Source organism: Stenotrophomonas sp. GL_111 (genome assembly GCF_057835245.1).
Genome location: NZ_CM174421.1, coordinates 3,262,793 through 3,281,202, shown reverse-complemented (window position 1 = coordinate 3,281,202; position 18,410 = coordinate 3,262,793). Strand labels below are relative to the sequence as shown.

Sequence of the window (18,410 nt, the reverse complement as noted above, 5' to 3'; positions counted from 1 at the left end):
AAAAACGGTCATGACCCAGAAGACGCTTCTCAACGACACCCACCGCGCGCTCGGCGCCAAGATGGTCGATTTCGGTGGCTGGGACATGCCCATCCACTACGGTTCGCAGCTGGACGAGCACCACCTGGTGCGCGCCGACGCGGGCATGTTCGACGTCAGCCACATGACCGTGGTCGACCTGCGCGGCGAGCAGGTCAAGCCGTTCCTGCGCACCCTGCTGGCCAACTCGGTGGACAAGCTCAAGGTCACCGGCAAGGCGCTGTACTCGTGCATGCTCAATGCGCGCGGCGGGGTCATCGACGACCTGATCGTGTACTACCTGGCCGACGACTTCTTCCGCATGGTGGTCAACGCTTCCACCCGTGAGAAGGACCTGGCCTGGATCCGCGAGCAGGCCGCGGCCTTCAACGTGACGGTGACCGAGCGCGAAGACCTGGCGATCATCGCCGTGCAGGGCCCGACCGCGCGCGAGCGGGTGATCGGCCTGGTGGGCGAGGGCGACCGCGCCGCGCTGCAGAAGCTGGGCCGCTTCGCCGCCCTGGAAGCCACCGCCAGCAGCGGCACCGCGCTGTTTGTCGCCCGCACCGGCTACACCGGTGAGGACGGTTTCGAAATCCTGCTGCCGCAGACCGACGTGGTCGCCTTCTGGAATGCACTTGCCGCCGCCGGCGTGCGCCCGGCCGGCCTCGGCGCGCGCGACACCCTGCGCCTGGAAGCGGGCATGAACCTGTACGGCCAGGACATGGATGAGGCGATCACCCCGTTCGAAGCCGCGCTGGCCTGGACCGTCGCGCTCGATGAGGGCCGCCCCTTCATTGGCCGCGAGGTGCTGGAGGCGCAGAAGGCCGCCGGCGACGCACGCCAGATGATCGGCCTGGTGATGGACGAGAAGGGCGTGCTGCGCCACGGCCAGGCCGTGCTGACCGCCAGCGGCACCGGCGAGATCCTGTCGGGCACGTTCTCGCCAACCCTGGGCAAGGGCATTGCGTTCGCGCGGGTACCGGCCGGTGAACTGGGCCAGGTACACGTGGACATCCGTGGCAAGCAGGTGCCGGTGCGCGTGGTGAAGTTCCCGTTCGTCCGCGAAGGCCAGGCCCAGCCGGGCGTGCTGGCCGAGGCCTGATGTTTTTCGCGGCGCCGAGCTGTCAGCCGTCGGCGTCGCTGGTTACACTACCCCCGTTTCTTGACCCCTGATATTCCTCGGAGCAGTCCCATGAGCGAGATCCCCGGCGACCTCAAATTCCTCAAGTCCCACGAGTGGGCACGCGTGGAAGGTAATGGCCGCGTCACCATCGGTATTTCCGACCACGCCCAGGGCCTGCTCGGTGACCTGGTCTATGTCGAACTGCCGGCGGTGGGCGACGAAGTGAAGGCCGGCCAGCAGGCGGCCGTGGTCGAGTCGGTCAAGGCCGCCTCGGACGTGTACAGCCCGGTCACCGGCAAGGTGGTCGAGGTGAACGAAGCGCTGTCGGACAAGCCGGAAACCATCAACGAAGATGCCTACGGCGACGGCTGGATCTACGTGGTCGAGTTCTCGGCCAACGACGAGTTGAACGATCTGCTGGGCCCGGACGAATACGCCGAGCTGCTGGAAAGCGACGAGCACTGAGCGTCGCCTTCCTGGAAAAACGGTCGCCTGGTGCGGCCGTTTTTTTTTGCCCCGCGCCTGCGGCGGAGATCAGGCGATGCCGCCGGTGTTATCCACGCGTGAGGAATTCCGGCGTGCCGGTGGCAGCGCAGCGACGCGCGATGACACGCATGCAGACCGGTTGGGTCGTGATGCTTGCCGGTCATGAGCACCACCCCGGGTGCCGTGCGTGCACGCCGAAGTGCACCGGAATGTTCCGATGCGGGGCCGATCGATGCGCGCGGACGGTGCGAACGCGACGCCACTGGGCGTCCAGAAGTTTGCGCATTTGCGCAAATCCGGTGGCAAAAAGCGTTCGCGGATGTGAAAAGTTTTCGCCCCCGTTTTGCCTGCGTGTGGGTAGCGCCGGCGGCGTGGTGCAGCCGGTGTCGGCGTGCACCGCTGCTGCCACCAATGCGCACACACCCATTTGCGAAAGTGCTTCTTTTAAGCACTTTTCTTTTCGCGTATCGATTGGACAGCGCGTTCGGGCGCGCAGTGCACATCACCGGAAGGGTCACTTGCGGGTGCGCCGACGACCGTCTGCGAGGGTGTCCGGGGTGGCTCGGATGTGAAAATTTTTCGCGGGGGTTGTTGACAGTGAAAAAAACCGTGATTAGGTTTCGCCCAGCAGACCTTGCCTGCGAACAGAGTGAGCAGAATCGACATCCAGTCGCGAAGCACAACCTGGACATCCACCTCGCGTCCGAAGACGGTGGAGATGGCTTCGCTTCCCTCAGCGAACCGCAAGGCACTTCCTGATTCGATACCTGCCTGGCCGATCCAGGCAGGTGTCACCGTATCCGTCACGACGCGCATGACGCGACGGCGGTCCCCGCGATGCAGCACTGCGGGTTTGCTTTACCTGGGCGTTTCAACTCCATAGATCACTGACGAGGAGCCATCCCATGGCAACCAAGAAAGCTGCGAAGAAAAAGCCGGCCGCCAAAAAGGCCGTCAAGAAGGTCGCTAAGAAGGCCGCCGCCAAGAAGACCGTGAAGAAGGTAGCCAAGAAGGCGGCTGCCAAGAAGACGGTGAAGAAGGCTGCGAAGAAGGCGACCGCCCGCAAGGCAGTGAAGAAGACGGCAAAGAAGGCGGTCCGCAAGGTCGCCAAGAAGGCCGCCGCCAAGAAGACCGCGAAGAAGGCAGTGAAGAAGACGGCGAAGAAGGCAGTCCGCAAGGTCGCCAAGAAGGCCGCCGCCAAGAAGGCCACCAAGAAGACAGCGAAGAAGGCTGTCCGCAAGGTAGCCAAGAAGGCCACTGCCAAGAAGGCTGTCAAGAAGACCGCCAAGAAGGCCACCAAGAAGACGGCGAAGAAGGCTGTCCGCAAGGTAGCCAAGAAGGCGACCGCGAAGAAGGCCACCGCAAAGCGGGCGCCGGCGAAGAAGGCCGCTGCCAAGAAGGCGGTAAAGAAGGTCGCCAAGCGCAAGCCGGCGGTCCGCAAGAAGAAGGCTGCACCGGTCGCTCTGCCGGCAACCCCGGCACCGCTGATCTGATTCATTCCCGATAGCCGCACCCTGAAACTCCTTCCCCGGCAGCCCAGCGGGGAGGGAGTTTTTTTATGTGCGTCTTTTCTTGAAGGGCGGTGCGGCTTCGGAACGCGACGGCAAAGCCGAGGGCTTGCAAAGAGGCGCCGGTGATTTCCCGCAGAGGGCAGAAGAACCAAAAAAAAGCGGCCGTCTGGCCGCTTTTTCAGAACGCATCCCGCGCCGACATCAGCGTGGCGAGGCCACCGCGCGGTTGGACGACACGCCCTTGCGCTTGCCCGGCGTCGGGGCGCCGTCTTCGGCCATCAGGTTGTCGCTGCCGAAGTCGGTGTCCACGTCCAGCCAGCGCTGCGTGGGCAGGCCCATCGCGGCGTCCAGCACGGTCGGCAGCAGGCCGCTGGGCAGGCTGCTTTCGCCGTTCCACATGATGGCGATGCCGAGGTCGCGCTCGGGCACCAGCGCGACCAGGCCGCGGTAGCCCTGCACGGCACCGGCATGGAACACCACTTCATGCCCGGCGTAATCGAAGTTGCGCCAGCCCAGTGCGTAGCCGGCGGAGTGCAGGCGCTCGCGGCGCCAGCCCGAGCGCATCTCGCCCGGCGTGGTGATCAGCGTCGAGTGCAGCGTGGCCAGCAGCGGCGCAGGCAGCACGTCGGGACGGTGGCCGGTATGCGCCAGCAGCCACTGCGCCATGTCGCTGGCGCTGGCATTGACGCCAGCGGCCGGGGCGAGGCGGTAGTAGGTGGGCTTCGGGTTCAACGACACCCACCCGTTGCGGCTGCGCACGTGCGGGCGTGCCCAGCGCGAGCTGGCCTGGATGCCGGCCAGGCCGAGGCTGGCATCGTCCATCCCGAGCGGCTTGAACAGACGGCGTTCGACCGACTGCTCGTAGAAGCTGCCCGAGGCGGCATAGACCACATCGCCGATCAGGCTGAAGGCCACATTCTGGTAAGCGTAGCAATCGCCCGGCAGGCACTTGAGCGAGGTGGCGGCCAGCTTGTGGGTGAGCGTGTAGTACTCCGCGTTGGCTTCCACGTCGCGGTCATAGGCGTTGTAGGGCAGGCCCACGCGGTGGCTGAGCAGGTCGGCCACGGTCAGCCGCTCGGTGGCTTCCGGCGTGCTCAACTGGAAGCCGGGCACGTAGTCGGTGACCTTGCTGTCCCAACGCAGGGTGCCATCGTTGACCAGCAGGCCGGCCATGGTGCCGGCGAAGGCCTTGGACAGCGAGGCCAGCCGGAACACGGTATGCGCATCGACCTGCTGCGGGTTGTTGACGTCGGTGACGCCGTAGCCGCGCGCGCTGAGCACACGGCCGCCCTGGACGATGGCCACGGCCATGCCCGGCACACGCTCGCCATAGGTGAGCTGCTGGGCCATGGATTCGATCGCGGCGACATTGAAGCCTGCCGCCGGCGCCAGCACCTGCGTGTTCGCGGTGGCGCGGTAGGCGGCCGGCTGCGTATGCGGAATTGCGGCAGCGTTCTCGATGTTGACGGGGAACGCGGCCGGTGCGGCACTGCTGGTCTGTGCCGTGGAGGACATTGCGATGGGCATCAATACGCCCAGCAATCCGGTTGCCACCGAACGGATCGGTCGGCGCCTGCTGTTCTGTTTCATCGTTTTGGGCCCGTGCGCGACTGCTGTGGCCGATTCTAGCGCCGCTGTTCGTGATTGCACAAACGAAGCGAAGATGAATACGTATCGTATTGAAAAGGCCCGGTTTTTGCATCGGCTGGCCAGACCGGTATGCGGATCACGGCGCAGCCCTGTTCAGCCAGCCGCGGCCGCCCGGATCCAGTCCGCGGCGCGCTCGGCCAGCATGATGGTCGGGGCATTGGTGTTGCCGCTGATCAGCTGGGGCATCACCGCCGCATCGACCACCCGCAGCCGCTGCACCCCGTACACGCGCAGCTGCGGGTCGACCACGGCGTCGGCGTGGGTGCCCATCGCGCAGGTCCCCACCGGGTGGTAGATGGTTTCGGCCTTGGCGCGGATGAAGGCGGTCAGCGCGGCATCGTCGAGGTCGTCGCGCGGCGGGAAGATCGGCGCGCCGCGCCAACGGTCGAAGGCGGGCTGGCGCAGGATCTCGCGCGACATCTGCACGCACTGCTTCATCATCGCCAGGTCGGCGCCTTCGGGATCGCCCAGGTAGTTGGCCTGGATACGCGGCGGCGAAGCCGGGTCGGCGTCGCGCAGCGCGATCCGGCCGCGGCTGCGGGGGTGCAGCGCGCAGGCATGCAGGGTGTAGCCATCGCCAGGCAGGCGGTGGCGGCCATGGTTGTCCAGCATCGCCGGGACGAAGTGGAACTGCACGTCGGCGCGTGCATCGCGCGCCAGCGCGGAGCGGGCGAAGCCCCCGGCCTCGGCGATGTTGCTGCTGCCCGCGCCTCGGTGGCCCCGCAGGAAGTAATCGAAGGCGATCCGCAGTTCATTGCTGCGGTCGTAGCTGACGCCGGGATGGGTGTGCACCAGGGTGCAGATGTCCAGGTGGTCCTGCAGGTTGGCACCGACCCCGGGTGCCGCCGCGCGGACGGTGATGCCGTGCGCGCGTAGATCACGTGCGGCGCCGATGCCCGAGCGCATCAGCAGCGGTGGCGAGTGCACGGCGCCGGCGCTGAGGATGACTTCCTGCGCTGCGTGCGCATGCTGGTGGCGACCGCGATGGCGGAAGTGGACCCCAGTGGCCGTGTCGCCCTGGAAGCTGACCGTGCTGGCCAGTGCGCCGGTCAGCACGGTCAGGTTGCGGCGGTCGCGCGCCGGGCGAAGGTAGGCCGTTGCGGTGGAGCAGCGTGCGCCATTGCGCTGGGTGACCTGGTACAGGCCGACGCCCAGCTGCGCCGGGCCGTTGAAGTCGTCGTTGGGCGCGTGGCCGGCCTGCTGGGCGGCCGCCAGGAACGCGGCCGAGAGCGGATTGTGGTGGCGCAGGTCGGACACCGACAGCGGCCCGGCATCGCCATGCAATGCGCTGCCGCCACGGCTGTTGGCTTCACTGTGCAGGAACCAGGGCAACACCTGCGCCCATTCCCAGCCCGTGGCACCGGCCGCGGCCCAGCCGTCGTAGTCGGCCGGCACGCCGCGCACGTAGCACATCGCATTGATCGAACTGGATCCCCCCAACACTTTGCCGCGTGGCCACCACAGGCGGCGCCCGTCCAGTGCCGGCTCCGGTTCGGTGTCCAGGTTCCAGTTGATGCGGCGGTTGTTGACCAGCCGCGCCAGCCCGGCCGGCATGTGGATGAAGGGATTGCGGTCGCGTGGCCCGGCTTCCAGCAGCAGCACCTGGCACTGCGGGTCCGCACTCAGGCGGTTGGCCAGGACGCAGCCGGCCGAACCGGCACCGACGATGATGTAGTCGTACATGTCCGCTCCCCCACGGTGTCACCGTCGAGCATAGGGCAGCGTGGTCGATTGCACCCGCGGCAGCGGCCGAGACTGGCGATGTTGCGGTGCATCGTTTAACTTGCGCGCTTTGCTGCCCGGAGCTCCCACCATGCTGCTGTTGCGACGCGACCTGTGCGGGGAGGGGCGGCGATGAGCGCATCGGACGCACGGGCGCCGCGCGCCGGCCTGCGCGCCGCATTGCGGCAGTCACCGCCGCTGGTGTGGGCATCGATCTACTTCTTCTGCCTGCTCAGCGGCTACTACGTGTTGCGCCCGGTGCGCGAGGCGATGGCAGCCTCGGCCGACATGGAGACGTTGTTCCCGCCCGCCCTGATCGGCTGGCTGGCCGGCCATGGCATCGCCGTGAAGGATTTCGCGCTGCAGTTCCTGTTCACCGGGGTGTTCGCGATCATGCTGGTGCTGCAGCCGCTGTACGGTGCGCTGGTCAGCCGCTACCCGCGCCGGGTGTTCCTGCCGGTGGTGTACGGCTTTTTCATCATCACGCTGCTGGGCTTCTACGCACTGTTCGACAGCCATGTGCCTGGCCGCGGCATGCTGTTCTTCTTCTGGATCAGCGTGTTGAACCTGTTCGCCGTGGCGGTGTTCTGGAGTTTCATGGCCGATGTGTTCTCCAACGTCCAGGCGCGCGGGTTCTACGGCTACATCGGCGCGGCCGGCACCGTCGGTGCCTTCCTCGGCCCGACCCTGACCTCGACCCTGGTGCAGCGGGTCGGCATCGCCAACCTGATGCTGGTCTCGGCCGGGTTCCTGAGCGTGTGCCTGTTCTGCATCTGGCGGCTGCGGCTGTGGGCGGTGGCGCGCGAGCAGGAGCAGCAGCTGGTGTCCGGTGAGACCCCGATGGGCGGCGGGGTGCTCGATGGCTTGCGGCTGATCGCGCGCGAGCCGCTGCTGCGCTGGCTGGCGCTGATGGTGGCCTTCGGGGTTGGCATCGGAACGCTGCTGTACAACCAGCAGGCCTCGATCGTGCGCGAGCTCTACACCGATCCGGCCGCCAGCACCGCGTTCTTCTCCAAGGTCGACCTGGCGGTCAACGCGCTGACCCTGATCCTGCAGCTGGGCCTGACCCGCTGGCTGCTGTCGCGCTATGGCATCGCCCCGGCACTGCTGATTCCCGGCTTTGCGATCATTGTCGGCTTCTCGGTGCTGGCCGCCTCACCGCTGCCGCTGATGGTGGCGATGGTGCAGGTGATGACGCGCGCCAGCGAGTTCTCGCTGGCCAAGCCGGCCCGCGAGACCATCTACACCCGTGTGCCGCGCCAGTGGCGCTACAAGGCCGGTGCGGCCATCGACACCGTGATCTACCGCGGTGCCGACCTGACGTTCGCCTGGGTGCACAAGGGGCTGTCCGTGTTCGGCTCGCACGCCGTGTTCGCCGGCGGGCTGGCGGTGGCCGCGGTCATGACGGCGGCGGCATTCGGCGTACTGCGCGAGGAAAAGAAGCTGCCGGGCGAGCGCCCGGAGTAAGCTGGCACCACTTCTTCGAGGCCTGCCCATGTACTGGATCGCCGTATCGCTGACCCTGCTGGTCGCCCTGCTGCACGTTTATTTCCTGGTCCTGGAAATGTTCCTGTGGACCAAACCGCTCGGCTTGAAGACCTTCCGCAATACGCCGGAGAAGGCCGAGACCACCCGCGTGCTGGCCGCCAACCAGGGCTTGTACAACGGCTTCCTCGCCGCCGGCCTGCTGTGGGGCCTGTTCGATCACCTGCCGATGCTGGTGAACTTCATGCTGGGCTGCGTGATCGTGGCCGGTGGCTACGGTGCGTACAGCGTCAACAAGCGCATCTTCTTCATCCAGGCCGTCCCGGCGATCCTGGCCGCAGCGGCCTGGTGGATGGTGCCGGCCTGAGCCGGCGCCGCCACGCTCAGTGCTTGCTGGGCGATACCCACATCTGGATCCGGGCCTGGAACACGGCGGTGCCCGCGTCGTCGCGCACCTCCACCTTCACCGGCAACGCGTAGCCGGCCTCGGCTGCCACGATCGGCTGCTCCGGCGTGGCCACAGCGTGCTGGGTCCCGGTGGCCTTGGCCAGGTACTGCACTTCCATGCCCTTGGGGATCCAGCGCATGCCGCGCGGCAGCGAGGCGTCCACCATCAGGCCGGCGGTCAGCTCCGCCAGGTTGCACAGCGCGATCGCGTGCACGGTGCCGATATGGTTGGTGACCTGGCGCCGGTGCGCGATGTGGCCCTCGCAGCGGCCCGGCTCCAGCACGCTGATGCGCGGGGCGATGCTGGCGAAGTAGGGGGCCTTGAAGCACACCGCGCGCGCGAACAGCCAGTTGCCGGCCGGCCAGCGCTGCATGCGGCGGTAGAGGTTCAACAGGGGAGCGGACATGGCGGATCTCCTAAAAAAACGGCGGACCGAAGTCCGCCGTTGTTGTTTACCTTGCCGCGTTGATCACGCCGCCGCCTGCGACTGCGGATCCTTGCGCTCGCGGTCGTAGTAGCTGGCCGAGCGCAGCTCGTGCGGATCGAAGTCGTCCACGGTGATCGTTTCCAGGGTCAGCGTGCGCAGCTCTTCCAGCAGCGTGCGCTCGTCCTGGGTGATCACGCCTTCGGCCACGGCTTCATCCAGCTGGGTGGTGAAGTCCAGGGCTTCGATACCCTTGGTCTTGACCGCCTTGATGAACTTGCGCTCGACCGGCTCGGCCATGATCGCCTTGGACAGGTAGCTGTTGATGCGGCCACCCGGGTTGTTCTCGCACGGGGTCAGGAACACGCCACTGGCGAGGCGGTCGCGGGCTTCGTTGGGCGCCATCAGCAGCGCGGCAACGCGGTGGCCCAGGCGGTCGCCGGGGGCTTCGGCACGGCGGCCGAACGGGAAGATCAGCAGCCACATCAGCCAGCCGATCGGACGCACCGGGAAGTTGCGCAGGGCAGCCGACAGCGACTCTTCGATCTTGTGCACGCTGTCATGGAAGGCCCAGGCCAGCAGCGGCTGGTCGGCGGTGGGGGCGCCTTCGTCGTGGTAGCGCTTGAGCATCGCGCTGGTCATGTAGATGTGGCTCAGCACATCGCCCAGGCGACCGGACAGCGATTCCTTGAACTTCAGCTTGCCGCCCAGCGTCATCATCGAGATGTCCGCCATCAGCGCCAGGTTGGCCGAGTAGCGGTCCAGCTTGCGGAAGTAGCGGCGGGTATAGGCATCGCCCGGGGCGGCACCGACGCGCGCGCCGGTCAGGCCGAACCAGAACGAACGCACGGCATTGGAGATGCCGAAACGGATGTGCCCGAACAGGCTGCGGTCGAACGCCTGCACGCCGGCCTTGGTGTCCGGATCCTGCGCGGCCTTCATTTCCTGCAGCACCCACGGGTGGCACAGGATTGCACCCTGACCGAAGATCAGCAGGCTGCGGGTCATGATGTTGGCGCCTTCCACCGTGATGGCGATCGGCGCGGCCTGCCAGCTGCGGCCGGCGAAGTTGCGCGGCCCCAGGATGATGCCCTTGCCGCCGATCACATCCATCATGTCCGAGATCACTTCACGGCTCATGGTGGTGCAGTGGTACTTGGCGATGGCCGAGGGCACCGACGGTACGTCGCCGCGATCCACCGCCGCGGCGGTGGCCTGGCACAGGGCGCTGATCGCGTAGGCCTTGCCGCCGATACGGGCCAGCGCTTCTTCCACACCCTCGAAGCGGCCGACCGACAGGCCGAACTGCTTGCGGATGCGCGCGTAGGCACCGGTCACCACCGCACCGGCCTTGGCACCGCCACTGGCGGTGGAGGGCAGGGTGATGGAGCGACCGACGGCCAGGCACTCGTTGAGCATGTTCCAGCCCTTGCCGGCCTTCTCGGCGCCGCCGATCAGCTGGGTCAGCGGGATGAAGACATCCTTGCCGCGGATCGGGCCGTTCTGGAAGGTCGAGTTGAGCGGGAAGTGGCGACGGCCGATTTCCACGCCGGCGGTCTCACGCGGCAGCAGCGCCAGGGTGATGCCGATGTCGCGGGTGGTACCGATCAGGCTGTCCGGATCATACATGCGGAACGCCAGGCCGATCAGCGTGGCCACCGGGGCCAGGGTGATGTAGCGCTTGTCGAAGGTGAGCTTGACGCCGAGCACCTGCTCGCCGTTCCACTCGCCCTTGCAGACGATGCCGTAATCGGGAATCGAGGTGGCATCCGAACCGGCGAATGGACCGGTCAGGCCAAAGCACGGCACTTCACGGCCATCAGCCAGGCGCGGCAGGTACTGGTCCTTCTGCGCCTGGGTGCCGTAATGGTTGAGCAGTTCGCCCGGGCCCAGCGAGTTGGGCACGCCGACGGTGGAGCTGACCACGCTCGACACCGAGGCCAGCTTCTGGATCACCTTGTGGTGGGCCAGCGCGCTGAAGCCCAGGCCGCCGTATTCCTTCGGAATGATCATGCCGAAGAACTTGTTCTTCTTGATGAAGGCCCACAGTTCCGGCGGCAGGTCGGCGTAGACGTGGGTGATTTCCCAGTCGTTGACCATCTTGCACAGCTCTTCGACCGGGCCATCCAGGAAGGCCTGTTCCTCGGCGGTGAGCTGCGGCTTGGGATAGTTGAGCAGCTTGTTCCAGTCCGGGTCGCCGGTGAACAGCTCACCTTCGAAACCGACCGAGCCGGTTTCAAGCGCGATGCGTTCGGTCTGCGACAACGGCGGCAGCACCTTGCGGAACACCTTCATCATCGGCGCGGTCAGCAGCGGCTTGCGGATGAAGGGCAGCAGCAGCGGCACGGCGATCACCGCGACGATGGCGGCGGCGACAATCGTGGCGGTCTGGTTGACGTAGGGAATGAACCAACAAGCGGCCAGCAGCGCAACGCTGATGATCGTCCAGGTGATCAGCCGGCCCCGGTGGTAGGCGACGATGGCGCCCGCCAGCAGGATGGCCAGGAAGGGAACGACAATGCTCATGAGCGTGCTCCGGTGACGTGCTCGGTAGTGGCGGACTGTGCCACGGCGGAGGCCGAGGGCAACACGTCCAGATAGTCCAACACAGTAGCGGTAAAGGCGTTGTTTTCGTCGCCGGCGACCATGTGCGTGGCCTCCGGCAGCTGCACATGGCGCGCATGCGGCACCAACGCGAGGAATTCGGCCACCGTCTGTGGGGTGACCAGGCTGCTGCGCCCGCCGCTGACCAGCAGCACCGGGCATTTCACCTGGCGTGCGGCCTCGGCCAGCGCGTCCTGGTGCTGTTCGCTGTCGCGCGCCAGTTCGGCGACCAGGCGCGGGTCCCAATGCCAGCGCCAGCGGCCGTGGCCGTCATCGCGCAGCAGGGCACGCAGCGAATCTTCGGACTTGCGCGGGCGGTGCGGCATATAGGCCGAGATCACATCGGCGGCCTGCGACAACGAGGCGAAGCCGTCCGGATGCGCGGTCATGAACATGAGAATGCGTTCGACCCCGGCGGTATCCCAGCGCGGGGTGATGTCCACCAGCACCATCGCCGAGAACAGCCCGGGCCAGCGCGATTCGGCGAGCAGGCCGAACAGCCCGCCCATCGAGGCGGCGACCAGGATCGGCGGCTGCGGCTGTTCGCCGGCGAGCACGATCAGGTCATCGGCGAACTGTTCGCCGTGGTAGGCCAGATCGGCGCGATTCCAGTCCGAATCGCCGTGGCCGCGTGCGTCGTAGGCCAGGGTCTGGTAGCCGGCCGCGGCCAGGGTCTGGGCGGTGGCGGTCCAGGCGTGCCGGGTCTGGCCGAAGCCATGCGCGAACAGCACCGTGCCGCGGCGCCCCGGGGTCGAGCGGGTGGCGGCCAGCACGGCATCGTGCGCGCCGGTCAGTCGCTCATCGTCAAAACGGGGCAGGGTAGAAGAAGGAGTGACCATACTGGCTAGTATGGACTTGTGTGGTGGCATGTCAATACTTTGGAGTATGGTGGGTGTGTCCCACGCCTGCTCTACTGCAACCAACCCGAGCGTATGGTTAAATCACTCCATGAATGAACCTGAAGCTTCCGCCGGCGAGCCACGTGCCGGCCGCAACAGCCGCCTGAGCGCGGAAGACTGGGCCCAGGCCGCCCTCGATCTGATTGCCGAACAGGGTGTGGGGGCCGTCGCGGTGGAGCCGCTGGCCCGTCGCCTCGGCGTGACCAAGGGCAGTTTCTACTGGCATTTCCCTTCGCGCGATGCGCTGCTGCAGGCGGCGCTGGAACGCTGGGAGCTGTTCGAACAGGAGCAGGTGTTCGGCAGCCTGGAAGACGTGCCGGACCCGCGCGTGCGCCTGCGCCAGCTGTTCCAGGTGGTGGCCCATGAAGTGCAGCCGCACATCATCTACAGCGAGCTGTTGAAGGCGCTGGACCACCCGATGGTGCGCCCGGTGATCGACCGCGTTTCGCACCGTCGGCTGGAGTATCTGGTGGCCTCGTTCCGCCAGGCGGGATTGAGCCGCACCGATGCGCAGCACCGCGCACGGTTGGCGTATGCGGCGTACGTCGGCTTCCTGCAATTGTCGCTGCAGCTGCAGCAGCCCAAGCAGGCGCGCGAGGATTTCGAAGCCTATGTCGAGCACGTGATCGAGACCTTGATTCCGGGCTGATCAATCGCGCCGGAACAGCGAAAAGGCCGCGGAAACGCGGCCTTTTTCGTGCGCGGGTGGTGGGGTGGCAACGTACCGGACGCACAAAAAACAACGGCCCCTTGCGGGGCCGTTGCGGCATCAGCTGATCACCGGATCGATCAGAACTTCTGCTTGTACTGCATGTACATGTAGCGGCCGATATCGAAGCCACCGTAGTACGCGTAACCCGACGCCGGCTGCGAGTACGCCGGAGCCGCGTAGTGCTCGAACACGTTGTTGGCGCCGATCGCGATCGTTGCGTTCCACGGTGCATTCCAGCGGACCTGGAGGTCGTGGAAGGTGTTGGAGCCCAACTGGTTCATCGACGAGATCTGGCCCTGGGTTTCCGGGGAAGCAAAGTCCGGCAAGGTGCAGCGGTCGTCGAAGTAGCAGGCTTCCTTCAGGCCGGAGTAGTAACGCACGCCCCAGGTCACGCCGAAATCACCCAGCTCCCAGGTCAGGTTCAGGTTCGAGCGCAGGCGGAAGTTGGCGCCGTTGCTGTTGCTGGCCATGCCGTTCAGCTGCTGCGGGGCCGACGTGGAGACGTTGTCGGTCTTCAGCTCGTTCTTCACCACATAGCTGTTCAGCCAGTTGGCGCCGAAGCGGCCGTACTGGGTGTCCAGGCTGTAGGCGATGTTGAGGTCGAAGCCTTCGGTTTCCTGGTAACCGGCGTTGATCGGCACGGTGGCGAAGTCGGTGATCACGCCGTTGGCGTCACGCGTGAAGCGCGAACGGGTCGGATCCTGGCCAACGTTGCAGCGCGACTCGATGCCACGCAGGTAGCAGTCGGCCAGCACGTTGGTTTCGGTGTCGGCGATGATCGTGTTTTCGATCTTGATCGTCCACCAGTCCAGGGCGATGTTCAGGCCCTGCGCGAAGGTCGGGCTCCACACGACACCCAAGGTCTTGGAGGTCGAGGTTTCCGGGGTCAGCAGCGGGTTGGAACCCACGTAGAACGGACGATCCGACTGCGATTCCTTGCCGTCGGCCACGCCGCTCGGGGTGCTGGCAAGCTGGCGGAAACCGGCCGGGACGTCAGCGGCGCAGCGGGCATTGCCGGCAGCATCGCCGTACAGGGCGTCGCACGCGTCGGTGTAGTACGAGAACGTCTGCGAGCTGCCGCCGTACAGGTCGGCCACGGTCGGAGCACGGAAACCTTCAGACCAGGTACCACGCACCAGCAGCGAGTCGATCGGCTTCCACTTGAAACCGAACTTGCTGTTGAGGGTGTCGCCGAAGGTGTTGTAGTCCGAGTAACGGGTGGCGAGGTTCACCGACAGCTCGCGGGCACCCGGCAGATCGGCCAGGATCGGGACCTGCAGCTCGGCGTAGAACTCGTCGAGGCTGTAGCCGCCACCGGTCGGGCCACCGGCCAGGTCGGTGGAGATACCGGTCTGGGCCAGGGCGTCCGGCGAGAACGTGCCGGATTCCTTGCGGTGTTCATAGCCCACTGCGATGCCCAGGTCGCCGGCCGGAAGCGTGGCGAGGGTGCCGCTGAGGTTGGCGTAGTAGTTGGTGGTTTCGGTTTCCGAAATCGCCTGACCCGGCAGGTACAGGAACTTGCGGACGTTTTCGTCGGCCGCCGTGTTGGCGCCGCCGTAACCGAAGGGCACCAGCGGGTTCCACGGGGTGCACTGGCCGCCACCGTAGCCCAGCGGGATCGGGCTGGCAGCGGTGCCGCACTGGACCACACCGTCGGCGTTGAGGAACGACGGGCCGGTGGCAGCAGCGACGGCCTGGGTGTTCAGGTTGCCGGTGCTGATCTGCACGCCCTTGTTCTGGTTGTACAGGTAGCCCGCGTCCCAATCCCAGAACTTGTCGCCAATCTGGAAGGAGCCTTCGAACGCACCGTTGAAGCGGTAGGTGGTGACGCTGTTCTTCACCTGACGCGGCACTTCCCAGCCACGACGGGTGTAGCTGATGTCCTGGCCGACCGGGTTGAAGTAGCTGTTGGCGGACATGCCGCCGCCGGTCAGGTCGAACGCACCGCTCTGGAACGGATAACCACCGTTCTGCGCGAACGATTCGCGATCGCTGTACAGCACGTCAGTGGTGAAGGCGACCTTGTCGTTGATCTCGTAACGGCCGTTCAAGAACACCGACTTGCGCTCGATGCCGCTCAGCAGGGTCGACTGCAGCTGCGGGTTGGAAGCGTCGGTCCCGTCAAGCGGGCGGTAGCTGGAGAACTGGCGCGGATCCAGGCCCGGCACGTCGCGGCGCAGGGTGTAGTTGGTGCCGTTGTAGGTGAAGCGACCGAACTGGGTGGTGCCGGACAGGCCGCCCGGACGCGGGGCGGACTTCTCACCGGTGGGGAAGCGCGCCTGGCCGAACCAGATGTCCTTGGCCCAGACCGGGTCTTCCTTGGTGTATTCAACGCCGGCGGTGAGCGAACCGCGATCACCCTGGAAGCCCATCACGAAGTCGAAGGACTGGCGATCGCCGCCGCCCTTGCCCCACTGGCCGATGTAGGCGTTGGCTTCAGCGCCGTTGAAGTCCTTGCGGGTGATGATGTTGACCACACCGGCAATGGCGTCGGAGCCGTACAGCGTGGACGCGCCGTCCTTCAGGACGTCGATGCGCTCGACCATGGAGGTCGGGATCGACGAAACGTCCTGCAGACCATCGTTGGTGATGCCCAGACGGCGGCCATTGACCAGGATCAGGGTGCGGTTGGCGCCCAGGTTGCGCAGGTCGATGTAGTAACCACCAACAGCTTCACCCGAGCTCAGCGGCGAGGTGCGGCTGATGGCCGGGGAGCCGGCGGCGCTGATGTTCTGCAGGATGTCGGCGACCGACTTGAAGCCCTGCTTCTCGATCTGCGCGCGGCTGATGCTGAGCACCGGCTGTGCGGTTTCGGTGTCGACCTGGCGGATGCGCGAACCGGTGACCTCGATGCGGTCCAGGTTGGTCGGGCTTGCCGACTCCTGGGCCTGTGCGGTGGCGGTCGCGGCCGTCGCGACCAGCGCGACCACCACTGCGTCACGCAGCGTGTTGGACTTGAAATTCATTGGCTCTCTCTCTCCAAGGGAATCTTGGGTATTCACTGGGGTGTTTGCCTGTGGCGGCACCAACAAGAGCGCCAAAGACCACAAGGCTGACTGGATAGTAACTGCCACCCCGAGATAATTAAAGTAGCGTTAATGATCCATGTGATCTCGGTGAAATTCGGCAAAGTCCTTGTGGATCAATGGCCTTGGGGCGTTCCCTTGCGGGTTCCATCTCAATAATTAAGATTGAGTGAAGAAAATAGTTACATTTGATGTGTCTCTATTTGTATCGACATGTAACAAATGAGAATCAATATCTGTTAAGGCGCGACTCCAGTCTGCTTCGCGCCGCCACGCCGCACGCGATGGATCGACTTGCCAACAGGCAACAAAAAAGGCGCACCTGCCGGCGCGCCTTTGATCATCCGATGCCGCGAGCTACGCGGCCGGGGCAGGGATCAGAGATCCTGTTCGTAACGGACGTAGGGCACGGTGCCCTCGTCGTTGCTCTCGTTGCGCGGGGCGAACGGATTCTTGCCGCGGGTGACCACGTTTTCCGCGCCCACGGTGAGCTGGCCGCTCCACGGGGTGCGCCAGGTGAGGCCGACGCCCAGGCCTTCCCACTTGCCCGGCTGGCCGGGCACATCGACCACGCGGCCGATGATGTTGCCGCTGAAATTGCCATAGCCGGCGCCGATGGTCAGGCTCTTGCTGTCCCAGCGGTCGACGATGGCCGGTGAGGCATCGGCCAGCGGGACCAGGCGCGCCTTGGCATAGGTGCCGCCGATCGAGACGAAGCCTTCGCGACCGATGTTCTTCTGCCCGAACACGGTGAGATCGTTTTGTTCGGCGCGCAGTGCCGGCGACTTGTTCGGGCCGGCCAGCCAGGCCGGCAGAGTGTCGCGGCCGCTGCCGGCGGTGATGCCCACGCGCCCACCGGGACGGTTGAACGCGGCCGTGCCGGTGACCCGGCGGCTCAGCGACACGTCGTCATCGTCGCCCAGGCTGGCGAGCATGCAATGACTGGCCAGACCGCTGATGTTGGTGCCGCGGCTGCTGTTGCAGAGCAGGCCCAGCGAATCGCCGGAGGACAGCCCGAAGGCGGCATCCAGCGAGCTGCGCCCGAAATGCCAGCGCGCGCCGACCGCCTGTTCGCCGGTCGGTTCCAGGTAGAGCAGCGCTTCGACCTTGCCGCTGCCCTTGTTCCAGACCGGCAGCACGGTGCTGTCCTGGCGCGGCTTGGACTGCGCATACGCGCCCGGGATCGCGGCAATGGCGATCAGCAGGGCAAGCGGTAGACGCAGAAGGGCACGCATGGGAACTCTCAGACAGCAGCAGTGGACGCAAGTTCCCGCCGAAGCGGGACATTGATCGTAGGGCGTTTATGATTTCTTAACAAGTCTTCGTTCTCCCCAGAACAAAACTCGTACGGTGATTACTGAAGCCGTTCAGGTGCCGGTGCGGAAACGACGGCCTCGCGGAACAGTATGCCGAATTCCGTCAACGGGAAGTGATACTCCTGCCCGCAGAACTCGCAGCGGATTTCCACCGCCCCGGTGGGCTCGGCGGCCGCCCGGGCTTCCACTTCGCCCAGCGACTGCAGCATCGATTCGACCCGCTCGCGCGAGCAGGAGCAGCCGAACTGCAGCGGGCGCTCGCCCAGCAGTTCCGGGTTCTCCTCATGGAACAGGCGGTGCAGCAGCTCATGGGCGGGAACGTTCAGCAGTTCCTGCTTGCCCAGCGTCTCGAACAGGGCGCTGGCGCGCGACCAGCCGTCCTGGTCGCCCTCGTCGCCGGGCAGCTTCTGCAGCAGCAGGCCGGCGGCGCGGTCGCCATCGGCGGCCAGCAGCAGGCGGGTCGGCAGCTGTTCGGACTGGCGGAAGTAGTCCTCGAAGGCCTCATCCAGGCTGGGCGCGCTCAGCCCGACCAGGCTCTGGTAACGCTGCGGTTCGCGCGGGTCCAGGCCGGGGTTTTCGATGGTGATCGCCAGCAGCGCATCGTCACCGAAGCTGGACAGGTCACGCGGCGCATCGCCGCCCTCGGCCAGCTGCGCGATCCCGCGCAGGGTGCCGGCCGCGGTGCACTCGGCGAACAGGGTGCGCATGGCGGTGCTGCTGCGCAGCTGGATCGACAGCCGCCCATCGACCTTGGTGTGGCCGGTGAACAACGCCGAGGCGACGCTGGCCTCGCCGAGCAGTTCGGCCGCGTTGGGCGGGTAGCTGGCGTGGGACAGGATCTTCTGCCACGACGCGTCGAGGTGCACATGCACGCCGCGGACGCCGGCATCGGGAAGCAGGAAACGGGCAAGGGTGTCGGTCTGGGCGGTCATCGGTTCGGTGGCTGCGCTTAAAGAGGGCCGGTTGCCGGATAATGCGCCGAC

14 protein-coding genes are annotated in these 18,410 nt (G+C 66.1%); 6 read left to right on the top strand and 8 right to left on the bottom strand.

Translation table 11 applies throughout. The annotated features are described in order from the left end of the window. Positions 1-10 precede the first annotated feature (10 nt). The 3 genes from gcvT to AC3IPM_RS14570 all read left to right on the top strand — a co-directional run bounded on the left by gcvT (position 11) and on the right by AC3IPM_RS14570 (position 3,123). Positions 11-1,123, top strand: coding sequence for a glycine cleavage system aminomethyltransferase GcvT (gene gcvT, locus AC3IPM_RS14580; RefSeq protein ID WP_489300699.1), 1,113 nt, complete (start codon positions 11-13; stop codon positions 1,121-1,123). Between the two features lie 90 nt (positions 1,124-1,213). After that, positions 1,214-1,609 (top strand): glycine cleavage system protein GcvH, encoded by a 396-nt coding sequence (gcvH, locus tag AC3IPM_RS14575; protein WP_489300698.1) that lies wholly within the window; start codon positions 1,214-1,216, stop codon positions 1,607-1,609. 926 nt (positions 1,610-2,535) lie between these two features. Next, the gene (locus AC3IPM_RS14570; protein ID WP_489300697.1) at positions 2,536-3,123 is read left to right on the top strand and encodes a hypothetical protein; all 588 of its coding nucleotides are present in this window, start codon (positions 2,536-2,538) and stop codon (positions 3,121-3,123) included. 219 nt (positions 3,124-3,342) lie between these two features. Here the strand turns inward: AC3IPM_RS14570 and AC3IPM_RS14565 are convergent, their stop codons facing one another. Both AC3IPM_RS14565 and AC3IPM_RS14560 read right to left on the bottom strand, forming a co-directional pair. Then, positions 3,343-4,731 (bottom strand): serine hydrolase domain-containing protein, encoded by a 1,389-nt coding sequence (locus AC3IPM_RS14565; protein ID WP_489300696.1) that lies wholly within the window; start codon positions 4,729-4,731, stop codon positions 3,343-3,345. Between the two features lie 153 nt (positions 4,732-4,884). Further along, the gene (locus tag AC3IPM_RS14560) at positions 4,885-6,474 is read right to left on the bottom strand and encodes a GMC family oxidoreductase (RefSeq protein ID WP_489300695.1); all 1,590 of its coding nucleotides are present in this window, start codon (positions 6,472-6,474) and stop codon (positions 4,885-4,887) included. A gap of 171 nt (positions 6,475-6,645) precedes the next feature. On the opposite strand from AC3IPM_RS14560, the gene AC3IPM_RS14555 reads away from it, so the two are divergent. Together AC3IPM_RS14555 and AC3IPM_RS14550 are read left to right on the top strand one after the other, a co-directional pair. After that, complete coding sequence (locus tag AC3IPM_RS14555) at positions 6,646-7,980, top strand: NTP/NDP exchange transporter (protein ID WP_489300694.1); 1,335 nt, start codon at positions 6,646-6,648, stop codon at positions 7,978-7,980. 28 nt (positions 7,981-8,008) lie between these two features. Next, positions 8,009-8,365 (top strand): DUF1304 domain-containing protein, encoded by a 357-nt coding sequence (locus tag AC3IPM_RS14550; protein ID WP_489300693.1) that lies wholly within the window; start codon positions 8,009-8,011, stop codon positions 8,363-8,365. A 16-nt stretch (positions 8,366-8,381) separates the two neighbouring features. Here AC3IPM_RS14550 and AC3IPM_RS14545 read toward each other — a convergent pair whose 3' ends face one another. The 3 genes from AC3IPM_RS14545 to AC3IPM_RS14535 all read right to left on the bottom strand — a co-directional run bounded on the left by AC3IPM_RS14545 (position 8,382) and on the right by AC3IPM_RS14535 (position 12,313). Beyond that, complete coding sequence (locus AC3IPM_RS14545) at positions 8,382-8,852, bottom strand: hotdog fold domain-containing protein (RefSeq protein ID WP_489300691.1); 471 nt, start codon at positions 8,850-8,852, stop codon at positions 8,382-8,384. 63 nt (positions 8,853-8,915) lie between these two features. After that, on the bottom strand, positions 8,916-11,396 hold the full coding sequence (locus AC3IPM_RS14540) for an acyl-CoA dehydrogenase (protein WP_489300690.1): 2,481 nt from the start codon (positions 11,394-11,396) through the stop codon (positions 8,916-8,918). Next, positions 11,393-12,313 carry an alpha/beta fold hydrolase gene (locus AC3IPM_RS14535; RefSeq protein WP_489300688.1) on the bottom strand — a complete coding sequence of 307 codons (921 nt, stop codon included), beginning with the start codon at positions 12,311-12,313 and terminating at the stop codon, positions 11,393-11,395. Before AC3IPM_RS14535 ends, AC3IPM_RS14540 begins: the two co-directional genes overlap by 4 nt. A gap of 109 nt (positions 12,314-12,422) precedes the next feature. Here AC3IPM_RS14535 and AC3IPM_RS14530 point away from each other — a divergent pair, with 109 nt between their 5' ends. After that, positions 12,423-13,022, top strand: a complete 600-nt coding sequence (locus AC3IPM_RS14530; RefSeq protein WP_489300686.1) for a TetR/AcrR family transcriptional regulator — start codon at positions 12,423-12,425, stop codon at positions 13,020-13,022. Positions 13,023-13,162: 140 nt separating this feature from the next. Here AC3IPM_RS14530 and AC3IPM_RS14525 read toward each other — a convergent pair whose 3' ends face one another. From AC3IPM_RS14525 to hslO, 3 genes are all read right to left on the bottom strand, one after another. Beyond that, complete coding sequence (locus AC3IPM_RS14525; RefSeq protein WP_489300685.1) at positions 13,163-16,051, bottom strand: TonB-dependent receptor domain-containing protein; 2,889 nt, start codon at positions 16,049-16,051, stop codon at positions 13,163-13,165. 437 nt (positions 16,052-16,488) lie between these two features. Beyond that, entirely contained in the window at positions 16,489-17,346 is an 858-nt protein-coding gene (locus AC3IPM_RS14520; protein WP_489300684.1) for an XOO1806 family protein, read from the bottom strand. 119 nt (positions 17,347-17,465) lie between these two features. Then, positions 17,466-18,359: an Hsp33 family molecular chaperone HslO gene (gene hslO, locus AC3IPM_RS14515; RefSeq protein WP_489300683.1), complete on the bottom strand. Its 894-nt coding sequence runs from the start codon at positions 18,357-18,359 to the stop codon at positions 17,466-17,468. Positions 18,360-18,410: the final 51 nt, after the last annotated feature.